This is a genomic window from Streptomyces sp. NPDC005648, assembly GCF_040605395.1.
Taxonomy (GTDB): Bacteria; Actinomycetota; Actinomycetes; order Streptomycetales; family Streptomycetaceae; genus Streptomyces.
Map to the genome: position 1 here is coordinate 1 of NZ_JBEXCS010000166.1, position 10,084 is coordinate 10,084.

The 10,084-nt window shown below is 71.6% G+C and carries 10 protein-coding genes; 8 read left to right on the top strand and 2 right to left on the bottom strand.

Features of this window, described 5'->3' with window-relative positions; genetic code table 11:
* The first annotated feature begins 1,275 nt into the window (after positions 1 to 1,275).
* Positions 1,276 to 2,088: a hypothetical protein gene (locus tag ABZT17_RS44080; RefSeq protein ID WP_356357827.1), complete on the top strand. Its 813-nt coding sequence runs from the start codon at positions 1,276 to 1,278 to the stop codon at positions 2,086 to 2,088.
* Between the two features lie 60 nt (positions 2,089 to 2,148).
* On the opposite strand, the gene ABZT17_RS44085 is transcribed toward ABZT17_RS44080, so the two are convergent.
* Positions 2,149 to 3,441: a DUF1015 domain-containing protein gene (locus ABZT17_RS44085; protein ID WP_356357819.1), complete on the bottom strand. Its 1,293-nt coding sequence runs from the start codon at positions 3,439 to 3,441 to the stop codon at positions 2,149 to 2,151.
* A 72-nt stretch (positions 3,442 to 3,513) separates the two neighbouring features.
* Between ABZT17_RS44085 and ABZT17_RS44090 the strand changes: the two genes are divergently transcribed.
* The 4 genes from ABZT17_RS44090 (at position 3,514) to ABZT17_RS44105 (ending at position 7,575) form a co-directional block, all read left to right on the top strand.
* Positions 3,514 to 4,542, top strand: coding sequence for an HAD hydrolase-like protein (locus ABZT17_RS44090; protein ID WP_356357820.1), 1,029 nt, complete (start codon positions 3,514 to 3,516; stop codon positions 4,540 to 4,542).
* 71 nt (positions 4,543 to 4,613) lie between these two features.
* Entirely contained in the window at positions 4,614 to 5,666 is a 1,053-nt protein-coding gene (locus ABZT17_RS44095) for an iron chelate uptake ABC transporter family permease subunit (protein ID WP_356357821.1), read from the top strand.
* Positions 5,663 to 6,700 (top strand): iron chelate uptake ABC transporter family permease subunit, encoded by a 1,038-nt coding sequence (locus ABZT17_RS44100; protein WP_356357822.1) that lies wholly within the window; start codon positions 5,663 to 5,665, stop codon positions 6,698 to 6,700. The genes ABZT17_RS44095 and ABZT17_RS44100 overlap by 4 nt, the downstream gene beginning before the upstream one ends.
* A gap of 20 nt (positions 6,701 to 6,720) precedes the next feature.
* Positions 6,721 to 7,575 (top strand): ABC transporter ATP-binding protein, encoded by an 855-nt coding sequence (locus ABZT17_RS44105; RefSeq protein ID WP_356357828.1) that lies wholly within the window; start codon positions 6,721 to 6,723, stop codon positions 7,573 to 7,575.
* Here ABZT17_RS44105 and ABZT17_RS44110 read toward each other — a convergent pair.
* The gene (locus ABZT17_RS44110; protein ID WP_356357823.1) at positions 7,559 to 7,906 is read right to left on the bottom strand and encodes an SCP2 sterol-binding domain-containing protein; all 348 of its coding nucleotides are present in this window, start codon (positions 7,904 to 7,906) and stop codon (positions 7,559 to 7,561) included. The genes ABZT17_RS44105 and ABZT17_RS44110 overlap by 17 nt on opposite strands.
* 42 nt (positions 7,907 to 7,948) lie before the next feature.
* Here ABZT17_RS44110 and ABZT17_RS44115 point away from each other — a divergent pair, with 42 nt between their 5' ends.
* The 3 genes from ABZT17_RS44115 to ABZT17_RS44125 are packed head-to-tail and all read left to right on the top strand — an operon-like array spanning position 7,949 to position 9,952.
* A complete protein-coding gene (locus ABZT17_RS44115) occupies positions 7,949 to 8,227 on the top strand; it encodes a hypothetical protein (protein ID WP_356357824.1) in 279 nt (92 codons plus the stop codon).
* A gap of 7 nt (positions 8,228 to 8,234) precedes the next feature.
* A complete protein-coding gene (locus tag ABZT17_RS44120) occupies positions 8,235 to 9,050 on the top strand; it encodes a TlyA family RNA methyltransferase (RefSeq protein WP_356357825.1) in 816 nt (271 codons plus the stop codon).
* Positions 9,047 to 9,952, top strand: a complete 906-nt coding sequence (locus tag ABZT17_RS44125) for an NAD kinase (protein ID WP_356357826.1) — start codon at positions 9,047 to 9,049, stop codon at positions 9,950 to 9,952. The genes ABZT17_RS44120 and ABZT17_RS44125 overlap by 4 nt, the downstream gene beginning before the upstream one ends.
* Positions 9,953 to 10,084: the final 132 nt, after the last annotated feature.

Here is a 10,084-nt window from a genome sequence, read left to right on the forward strand (position 1 = left end):
CGGCTCAGTAGCCGGGGCCCGGTAAGCCCGTCACCGGTCGTCTACGTCACGTCCCGACGGCCGTTCCGCCGGGAATACGACCTGTTTGTGGTGGCGGACCACCGTCAGGCCGCCGCCTGTCTGGCGCCGCTGAAGAAGGCCGCGAAGGCGCTGCAGGGAACTCCCACGATCGAGCTGGAGTACCGAAGACAGGAGTCACCCATGTCCACCAACTCTCCCGAGGACCGACCGGAGCGCGACCAGCGGCGACGGGACAGTGGAGACCGCGGCAGCGGCAGCCGTGGCGGCTACCGGGGTGGCTCCGACCGCGGTGACCGTGGTGGCTTCCGTCGCGATGACAACCGTGGTGGCGGCTACGGCCGTCGAGACGACCGTCGTGACGACCGTGACCGTGGTTCGCGTCCGGCGTTCCAGCGTGACGACCGTGACCGTGGTCCCCGTCGCGACGACCGTGGTGAGCGTCCGCCCTTCCGGCGTGATGACCGCCGTGATGACCGCCGCGACAGTGACCGTGATGGCTTCCGTCGCGATGACAACCGTGGTGGCGACAACCGTGGAGGCGGCTACGGCCGCCGTGACGACCGCCGGGACGACAACCGTGGTGGCGGCTACGGCCGGCGCGACGACAATCGCGGTGGTGGCTATGGTCGCAGGGACGATCGTCGGGACGACCGTGACCGTGACCGTGGCCCTCGTCCCGCGTACCAGCGCGACGATCGCGACCGTGGTCCCCGTCGTGACGACCGCGATCGTGGTTCGCGTCCGGCGTTCCAGCGCGATGACCGTGACCGTGGTTCGCGTCCGGCGTTCCAGCGTGACGACCGTGACCGCGGCCCCCGTCCCGCGTACCAGCGCGACGATCGCGACCGTGGTCCCCGTCGTGACGATCGTGACCGTGGTTCGCGTCCGGCGTTCCAGCGCGATGACCGTGACCGTGGTCCCCGTCGCGACGACCGTGGCGAGCGTCCGCCCTTCCGGCGTGATGACCGGCGCGACGATCGTCGTGATGACCGCCGCGACAGCGACCGCGGTGGCTTCCGGCGCGACGACAACCGTGGTGACCGCGGTGGGTTCCGTGGCCGGGACGACCGTGGTGGACGTGGTCCCCGGCGTGATGACCGCCGCGACGACCGCGGTGGCCGTCCCGGCGGCTTCCGGGGCCGTGACGATCGTCGGGACGACCGCAGGGATGACCGGCGTGACGACCGCCGTGGTGGCGGTCGCTTCCGGGACGAGCGTGATCGGGACCGTGGGGACCGCGAGCCCATCAAGCGGCTGCCGATCCCCGAGGACGTCACGGGCGAGGAGATCGACAAGGACGTACGGCAGGAACTGCTCAGCCTGCCGAAGACGCTCGCGGAGGACGTCGCCAAGAACCTGGTGATGGTCGCCCGGCTCATCGACGAGGACCCGGAGGGCGCGTACGCCTACTCCAAGGTGGCCCTGCGGCTGGCGTCGCGAGTCGCCGCCGTACGAGAGGCGGGCGGGTTCGCCGCGTACGCCAACCAGAAGTACGGAGAGGCGCTCGCGGAGTTCCGGGCCGCTCGGCGGATGACGGGCAGTGTGGAGCTGTGGCCCGTGATGGCCGACTGCGAGCGTGGGCTCGGGCGCCCGGAGAAGGCCCTGGACATGGCCGGTGCTCCCGAGGTGCACAAGCTCGACAAGGCCGGGCAGGTCGAGATGCGGCTCGTCGCGGCCGGCGCCCGGCGTGACATGGGGCAGCTGGACGCGGCGATCGTGACGCTGCAGAGCCCCGAGCTGGCCTCCAACTCCGTTCAGCCGTGGACCGCGCGGCTGCGGTACGCCTACGCGGACGCGCTGCTCGCCGCCGGTCGTGAGGGCGAGGCGCGGGAGTGGTTCGCGAAGGCCGTCGAGGCCGACCGGGACGGCAGCACGGATGCCTCGGACCGCCTCGCCGAGCTGGACGGCGTGGAGTTCGTCGACGCCTTCGACGGGAGTGACGAGAGCGACGAGGACGAGAGCGACTCCGCGAAGCTTGAGACCCACGACGATGTCGATGTCGAGGACGAGAGCGAGGACGAGAGCGATGACGAGGGCGATGACGAGGTCGAGCGCGACAACGGCTGACCTGTGCGGGACTGACGCGTGAACAAGGGGCGGGACCGATCGGTCCCGCCCCTTCGTATGTCAGGGCTCCAGTGCCCGCAGCACCAGGCCCGACGCCGGTTTCGGGCCGAACGAAGTCGACTTGCGGGGCATGGTCACGCCCTGGCGGGCCAGTTCGCGGACGACCTCCTCGCGGACCGGGTGCATGAGGACGGCCGTACCGCCGTCGCGTTCCGCCTTCTCGACCGTCGCCGCCGTGTCGTGGATGTAGGCGATATGGGCCGGCGAGTCCTCGGGGATGTGCCAGACATGGTCGAGGAGTGTGGCGTGCAGGACCGTCGCGTCCAGGGTGCGCCAGGCGGCCGGGCGGTCGGCGGGGATCGTCCGGGCCAGCAGGGCCGGGTCCGGACGGTCGAGCAGATGGAAGGCGCCGTCGCCGGCGAGGAGGAAGGCATTGCCGGCGCAGGCGGCGTCGGCGAGGGCCTCCAGGGCGTCGGGCAGGGCTGTGTCCAGGCGTCGTATGCGGAAGTGGCCTTCTGCCGCGGTCAGCGCGTCCGCGACGGGGAGGCTGTGCAGGAGGCGGTGGATGGCGCGGACGCGCAGGGGATAGCGGGCCGTGTCGACCAGGAGGACCAGGCCGTAGTCCCAGGGGCTGGGGGACGGGTGTTCGGCGCGGAGACGGCGGTAGGTCGCCCAGCGGTGGTGGCCGTCGGCGATCAGGGCCTGGTGGCGGGCGAGTTCGGACTGGACGCGGGTCATGTCGGCGGGGTCGGTCATCGACCAGAGGCGGTGGCTGTAGCCGTCCTCGGTGGTGGTGGAGAGGAGCGGTGGCTCCTCGGCCAGGCGTTCGACCACCTCGGTCGTCGCCGCCGTCGCGCCGTTGCCGCGATAGGTCAGGAGGAGGGGTTCCAGGTTCGCGGAGGTGGCCCGCATCAAGGCGGCACGGTCGGCGACCACATGCGGCATCACGTCCTCATGGGGGAGGACCACACCCTCCGAGGGGTCCGAGACGCGTAGCGTGCCGATGATTCCGCGCTGCAGCATGCCGTCGGAGTGCCGCTGCTCGTAGATGTACAGGCCAGGTTCGGGGTCGGTCGCCAGGACGCCCTCGTCCTGCCAGCGGCGCAGCGTGTCGGACGCCTGTTCGTTGCGGGCCGTGGGGGTGGCGGCCTGGGGGAGGATCAGGCGGACGATGTTGTGCGGGTCTGAGTCCTGCAGATGGTGCAGGCCGTCGGGGCGTACGACGACGTCGTACGGCGGGGATGTCACCGCGGCCAGGCTGCCGACCCGGTCGGGGTCGTAGCGCAGGCCTCGGAACGGGGTGAGTTCGAGGCCCCGGCGCTCCGTTGCTTCCGAGTGACCTGCAGTGTTCATCCCGGCATCGTACGTGTGTCAGTGGCGTGAGGGATGATCGGGGGAAAGCCGTCGAACGAGGAGCGATGCGGAATGAGCCAGAGCGTCAGGACGAGGCCCGAGGGCAGTGGGCAGGCCCTGAGCGAGGCGTACGACACCGCGCTGCTCGATCTCGACGGTGTGGTGTACGCCGGGGGCGACGCCATCGTGCACGCGGTCGAGTCCCTGGCCACCGCTCGCGCGGGCGGGATGCGTCTCGCCTACGTCACCAACAACGCGCTGCGTACGCCGGACTCGGTGGCCGGTCATCTGACCGAGCTGGGGATACCGACGGGCGCCGAGGACGTCATCACCTCCGCCCAGGCGGTGGCGCGGCTGATCAGCGAGCAGGTGCCGGCGGGGGCGCGGGTGCTGGTGATCGGCGGGGAGGGGCTGCGGGTCGCGCTGCGGGAGCGGGGGCTGGTGCCCGTCGAGTCGGCGGAGGACGAGCCGGCGGCGGTCGTACAGGGCTACGGCGGCCCCGATCTGCCGTGGGGGCGGTTCGCGGAGGCCTGTTACGCCATCGCGCGGGGCGTGCCCTGGTACGCGTCCAACACCGATCTGACGATTCCGAGCGCGCGCGGGATCGCGCCGGGCAACGGGGCGGCCGTGGAGGTCGTGCGGATCGCGACCGGGGCCGAACCGCAGGTGGCGGGGAAGCCGTTGCCTCCCATGCACCGCGAGACGATCCTGCGCACCGGCGCCGAGCGGCCGTTGGTGGTCGGGGACCGGCTGGACACGGACATCGAGGGGGCGTTCAACGGCGAGGTCGACTCGCTGCTCGTGCTCACCGGCGTCACCGACGGCGCCCAGCTGCTCGCAGCGCCGCCCCGGCACCGGCCCACGTATGTCGACGCCGATCTGCGTGGACTGCTCACGGGACAGCCGGAGGTCACCGAGGCCGACGGTGGCTTCCGGTGCGGGGGTTGGACGGCGAGGGCCGGCGCGGAGCGGCTGGAACTGGACGGTGACGGGGAGGCTCTCGACGGGCTGCGGGCGTTGTGCGCGGCGGCCTGGACGGCGGCCGGAGAGGGTGTGTGCGAGCTCGACCCGGGGAAGGCGCTGGCACGGCTGGGGTGGTGAGCACCACGGTCGGCACCCGCTCCGAGCACCAGGGATCGAGCATCGATGCGAGGGTAGGCTAACCTAACCGCGTGTTGGTCGACAGTCACGACAGTCCTCTCGAACAGCGCGCGGAGAACGCCCCCGCGCCCCCGACCCGTCGGGCGATACGTGGCCTTGGGCTGCTCGCCTCCGTCGTGATCCTGGTGCTCGTCGCCCTGGCGAGCATCGCGATCGGGGCGAAGGAGCTGTCCCTGGAACAGGTCTGGCACGGGCTGTTCCAGGACACGGGGACCTACGGCGATGTCGTGGTCGACGAGCGGCTGTCGCGGACGGTCCTCGGTCTGCTCGCCGGTGCGGCGCTGGGGCTGTCCGGGGCGGTGCTCCAGGCACTCACCCGCAATCCGCTCGCCGACCCCGGTCTGCTCGGTATCAACGCGGGCGCGTCGGCGGCCGTGGTCACCGCCATCACCTACTTCGGTGTCACCAGCCTGACCGGCTATGTGTGGTTCGCGTTTCTCGGCGCGGCGGCCGTCGGCGCGCTGGTCTGGTTCCTGGGCGGCAGCCGGGGCGCCACACCGGTGCGGCTCGCGCTCGCGGGGACCGCGATCAGCGCCGCGCTCTACGGCTATCTGCAGGCCGTGATGATCACGGACGACGCGGCGCTCGGCAGGATGCGCTTCTGGACGGTGGGTTCGCTGGCCTCGGCGACCGGCTCGACCATCTGGCAGGTGCTGCCGTTCCTCGCGGCCGGTACCCTCCTCGCCCTGGGGCTGGCCCGGCCGCTCAACGCCGTGGCCATGGGCGACGACACCGCCAAGGCCCTCGGCGCCGACCTGAACCGCACCCGGGCCCTTTCCATGCTGGCCGCGACCGTGCTGAGCGGGGCGGCCACCGCCGCGTGCGGGCCGATCGCGTTCGTCGGGCTGATGGTCCCGCATGCCGTGCGCTCCTTCACCGGCCCCGACCTGCGCTGGATCCTGCCGTACGCCACCGTCCTCTCGCCCGTGCTGCTGCTCGGCGCCGATGTGATCGGCCGGGTCGTCGCCCGCCCCTCGGAGCTCCAGGTCGGCATCATCACCGCGCTCATCGGCGGCCCGGTCTTCATCTTTCTGGTACGACGGCGGAGGACGGCCCAGCTGTGAAGAGCAACCGTGTGGTCAGGGCCCCGGGCGGGATCTCCCTGCGCCTGGACGTCCGAGCCGTCATCGTCGTGGTGCTGCTGGTGCTCGCCGCGTTCGCCGCGAGCGTGGTGCTCATCGGGACCGGCGACTTCCCCATCTCGGCGGGCGACGTGGTCAGGACGCTGGCCGGGAAGGGCGACGCCGGGCAGGAGTTCATCGTCGAGGAGCTGCGGTTGCCGCGAGTCCTGGTCGGGCTGCTGGTGGGCGCCTCGCTCGGGCTCGGCGGCGCCCTGTTCCAGGCCGTCACCCGCAATCCGCTCGGCAGTCCGGACGTGCTCGGCCTCGGGCAGGGGGCGACCGCGGGGGCCCTGGTGATGATCGTGCTGTTCTCCGGGAGCGCGGCCCAGGTCACCGTCGGGGCGCTGGTGGGCGGACTGGTGACCGGCCTGGCCATCTATCTGCTCGCCTGGAAGCGGGGCGTGCACGGGTACCGGCTGGTCCTGGTCGGCATCGGCGTCTCCGCGATCGTCACGGCGGTCAACGGCTATCTGCTCACCGTCTCCGACATCGTCGACGCGGCCCGTGCGCTCGTCTGGATGACCGGATCCCTCAACGGCCGTGACTGGGACCAGGTGTGGCCGCTGCTCGGGCTGTGCGCGGTGCTCGTTCCGCTCGTCCTCGTCAACGCACGCGGGCTGCGGATGATGGAGATGGGCGACGACGCGGCGGGCGCCCTGGGGGTGCGCGTGGAGCGCACCAGGGCGCTGCTGATGGTGGCCGCCGTCCTGCTCACCGCGACCGCCACCGCGGCCGCCGGACCGGTCGGCTTCGTCGCGCTCACCGCCCCGCAGCTCGCCCGCCGGCTCACCCGTTCGCCGGGCCCGAACCTGGTGGCGTCCCTGTGCATGGGCGCCGCCCTGCTGGTCACCGCCGACTGGATCTCCCAACGGGCCTTCGGCGCCGACCAGTTGCCCGTCGGCGTGGTCACCGGAGTCCTCGGCGGCGGCTATCTGCTGTGGCTGCTCGTCACCGAGCGCAGGGCCGGCCGCATATGAGCGAGCTCGCGAGCCCGGACATGAGCGGCACGAAGAACCCGTACACCCGAAGGAGCGCCGTGAACCGCCTGTCCGCCGAGAACGTCACCCTCGCCTACGACCAGCGGGTCATCGCCGAGCAGCTCTCGGTGGAGATCCCCGACAACTCCTTCACGGTGATCGTCGGCCCGAACGCGTGCGGCAAGTCCACGCTGCTGCGGGCGCTGTCGAGGATGCTGAAGCCGAGCCGGGGCCGGGTGCTGCTGGACGGACAGGTCGTCCAGTCGATGCCGGCGAAGAAGGTCGCGCGGACCCTGGGCCTGCTGCCGCAGTCGTCGATCGCGCCGGAGGGGATCACCGTCGCCGACCTCGTAGGCCGCGGCCGGTACCCGCACCAGGGCATCCTGCGCCAGTGGTCGGCCGAGGACGAGAGGGTCGTACAGGAGTCGATGGCGCGGACCGGGGTCGCCGAGCTCGCCGATCGGCCTGTGGACGAACTGTCCGGCGGCCAGCGGCAGCGGGTGTGGATCGCCATGGCGCTCGCCCAGCAGACTCCGCTGCTGCTCCTGGACGAGCCGACCACCTACCTGGACATCCAGCACCAGATCGATGTGCTGGACCTGTGCGCGGAGCTGCACGAGGCGCAGGGGCGGACGCTGGTCGCCGTGCTGCACGACCTCAACCACGCCGCCCGGTACGCGACCCATCTGATCGCGCTGAAGAGCGGCACGGTCGTCGCCGAGGGCGCGCCGAACGACATCGTCACGGCCGAGCTGGTCGAGGAGGTGTTCGGGCTGCGCTGCCAGGTGATCGACGACCCCGAGACGGGGACGCCGCTGGTGGTGCCGGCCGCGCGGAAGGCGCGGGCCCGCACGGTGGCTACAGAAGCTTCCTGAGCTGGAACAGGTCCCGCAGGCCCGCCTCCAGCCTGACCCGGCCCGCACCCCAGGCCTTGGCGAAGTTCAGCTCCCCGTTCACCAGCGCCACCAGGTCGTCGCCGGCCATGGTGAGTCTGATCTGGGCCTTCTCCTTCGGAGGGCCCTGGTGGGTGTCCTGCACCACGATCCGGCCGCCGGTCATGCGGCCCACGAACGTGACGTCCAGGTCCGTGATGCGGCAGCTCACCGAGCGGTCCAGGGACGCGGCGCTGCGCACGTCCCCCTCGGCCTGCTGCATGTTGTCCGAGAGCTTCTCGAGTGCGGCACGGCACTCATCGATCGTGGCCATCGCGATCGACGTTACCGCAGGGCTTCGGGGTAGCGTCGGGGCATGAGCGACGCGGTTCCCGAGACGGAGATCACCGAGGAGACGGCGGAAGGCGAGTACGACCCCGCCACCCCGGCCCCGCTGAACGTCCCCCGCACCCCCACCGGCAACGCCGAGGTCGACGCCGGGCTGGAGCGGCTCGGCGACGCCGACCACCTCGCGACGGACGGACACATCGAGGTGTACGAGGATGTGCACCAGGGGCTGCGCGACGCGCTGACCGCGCTCGACGCCCGCCCGGGACCTCCGGTGCCCCCATCTACGTACCAGAGCAGGAGCTGAACCGAACGTGGCAGGAGTCGCACGTCGCCGTCTGGACGCGGAGCTGGTCCGCCGTAAGCTCGCGCGCTCGCGTGAGCATGCCAGCCAGCTGATCGCGGCGGGACGGGTCACCGTCGGCAAGACCGTCGCGACCAAGCCGGCCACCCAGGTGGAGACCGCGGCGGCCATCGTCGTCCAGGACGACGACGGCGATCCCGACTACGTGTCCCGGGGCGGGCACAAACTTGCGGGAGCCCTTCAGGCGTTCGTCCCCCGGGGACTCGTCGTCGAGGGGCGGCGGGCGCTGGACGCCGGCGCCTCCACCGGCGGTTTCACCGATGTGCTGCTGCGGTCCGGGGCCGCCCACGTCGTCGCCGTCGACGTCGGCTACGGACAACTCGCATGGACTCTGCGCAGCGATGAACGGGTCACCGTCAAGGACCGTACGAACGTACGCGAGTTGACGCTTGAAGCGATCGATGGGGAACCTGTGGATCTTGTCGTGGGGGATCTGTCCTTCATTCCGCTCGGCCTGGTGCTGCCCGCCCTGGTGCGGTGTGTGAAGCCGGACGCCGACCTGGTGATGATGGTCAAGCCGCAGTTCGAGGTGGGGAAGGAGCGGCTGGGGAGCGGGGGAGTCGTACGCAGCACACAGCTGCGGGCGGAGGCCGTGCGGGGTGTGGCCCACCGCGCGTGGGAACTCGGGCTCGGGGTGCAGGGGGTCACTGCCAGCCCGCTGCCCGGACCGTCCGGGAATGTCGAGTACTTTCTGTGGCTGCGGGCCGGAGCACCCGAACTGGACCCGGCCGACGTTGACCGTGCAGTGGCGGAGGGGCCGCGTTGACACCGAACCGAGCTCGTACTGTTTTCCTGCTCGCCCACACGGGCCGGCCGGCCGCGATCCGCAGCGCCGAGCTGGTGGTGAAGGGGCTGCTGCGCGAGGGGATCGGCGTACGGGTGCTGGAGTACGAGGCCGCCGATCTGCCGCTCCCCGAGGAGGTGGAGCTGGTCAAGGAGGCGACCGCGCAGTGCCTCGAAGGGTGCGAGCTGCTCATCGTCCTCGGCGGGGACGGGACGCTGCTGCGGGGCGCCGAGTTCGCCCGGGCGTCCGGGGTGCCGATGCTGGGTGTCAACCTGGGCAGCGTCGGGTTCCTCGCGGAGGCCGAGCGGGACGATCTCGACAAGGTCGTGGACCGGGTCGTCTCCAAGTCCTACGAGGTCGAGGAGCGGATGACCGTAGATGTCGTGGTCCACCGCAACGGCGACATCGTGCACACCGACTGGGCGCTCAACGAGGCGGCGGTGCAGAAGGCGGGCGCCGAGAAGCTGCTGGAAGTCGTGCTGGAGATCGACGGGCGGCCAGTGACGGGGTTCGGGTGCGACGGCATCGTGCTGTCCACTCCGACCGGGTCCACGGCGTACGCGTTCTCCGCCGGCGGGCCCGTGGTGTGGCCCGAGGTGGAGGCCCTGCTGATGGTGCCGATCAGCGCGCACGCGCTGTTCGCGAAGCCCTTGGTGACCTCGCCGGACTCCGTGCTGGCGGTGGAGCTGCTGCCGCATATCGCGCCGGGTGTGCTGTGGTGCGACGGGCGGCGGACGTTCGACCTGCCGGCCGGGGCGCGGGTGGAGGTGCGGCGCGGGGCCGTGCCGGTGCGGCTGGCCCGGCTGCACCACGCGTCGTTCACGGACCGCCTGGTGGCGAAGTTCGCCCTGCCCGTGGCGGGGTGGCGGGGGGCGCCTCACTAGGGCGTGTTGCGAAAGTCCCGCCTGCCGGGCGACGCCCGGCACGCTCCCCCACTGCCTCAAGGGCGTGGGAGGTGCCCCCACTCGCCGCACCGGGCGAAAACCCACGTACAACCAGTACGAGGGCTTCCGCCC